The 1,053-nt window shown below is 63.2% G+C and carries 1 protein-coding gene and 1 pseudogene; one reads left to right on the top strand and one right to left on the bottom strand.

Going from position 1 to position 1,053, the window contains the following annotated elements:
• Positions 1 to 435 (bottom strand): PLP-dependent transferase (locus EN994_RS32785; RefSeq protein ID WP_206530563.1); only part of this gene is annotated, 435 nt, incomplete at its 3' end.
• A gap of 410 nt (positions 436 to 845) precedes the next feature.
• Here EN994_RS32785 and EN994_RS36565 point away from each other — a divergent pair.
• Positions 846 to 1,053: pseudogene (locus EN994_RS36565) on the top strand (transcriptional regulator MraZ); the annotation flags it as partial.

The following is a 1,053-nucleotide window of genomic DNA, read 5'->3' as shown; positions in this document are numbered from 1 at the left end:
GGCAGGGGTTTCGACAAATGCCAGCCGATAGCCATCGAAGCCGCCATCGAGGAAGGTCGAAGTCGGCCTGGCATCATAGGTGATGCCGAGCGGCTTGAGGAAGCGCTCGGCCAGCGCTCGTGTCGTGTGATAGCCGTCCGATGGCAGCAGGATACGGTCGCCGGCCTTGAGCACGGCAAAAAACGCCGCCGAGATTGCCGCCATTCCGGAAGGGAATGCGACGCAGGGCGCGTCCTCCAGATGGGCCAGCATATGCTCGACCGCGTCCCAGGTCGGGTTGCTGAATCGCCCGTACTGGTTGAAGCCGGTGGCGTCGCCGGGCGCATGAAAGATGGCGGCCATGGTCAGCGGCAGGGGAATGGAATCGCCCATGGCAAGCCCGCTGCGACGCAGGTGAGGAAGCGCTGCAGCGCGTGACTTTGCTGTTTCAGACATCGAATTTCAGACCCTGTTGGTGACCGGCTGGATGTGGCGAGACGCTATGCCCGGCAGCGGCTCGCGGCAAGGCGCGTCCGGTTGGGCCAGGCGGCTCTAAACGCTTCGTTAGGCTTAATAGACCATAAAGACGAGACGTGTCGTCACGGCTGCTCTCTTTGGTCGGGGCGCGCGTGTTTGTGAAGCCTATTCCCGTTGACGCCCATAGTGCCCCATGATATCCCATCCAGACATCAAAGCCTTCGTTCCGTGTCAGGGTAAAGCGTACGCCAATCGGGCAGCCGCGGCGGCTGCGCGTTTGCTGGTTTTTGCCTGTGCGGACGAGGCTGATACGGGGCAGGGAACGCGCTGCGGCGGCGCGTGCGACAAGATGCAGAGGGGTGCGGCGGCGCAAGCGGCTGTAGCGTTTAATGGACCGGTTTCTGTCAAACACGGTGAGCAGGATCGATGCGAAGGGGCGGGTGTCCGTTCCCGGGCATTTCCGTGCCGTCGTGCAGAAGCGCGGCTATTCGGAACTCTATGCGCTGCGCTGCCTGGACCTGCCGGCGATGGATGTCGGCGGGCTCGACCTGCTCGACCGCTACGAGCAGCGCATAGCGCTCGAGGATCCCTTCCTGC

Source organism: Mesorhizobium sp. M7A.F.Ca.CA.002.09.1.1 (genome assembly GCF_003998555.1).
GTDB classification, from domain to species: domain Bacteria; phylum Pseudomonadota; class Alphaproteobacteria; order Rhizobiales; family Rhizobiaceae; genus Mesorhizobium; species Mesorhizobium ciceri.
The sequence above is the reverse complement of the archived record's forward strand: the minus strand, read 5'-3'. Positions and strand labels throughout refer to the sequence as shown.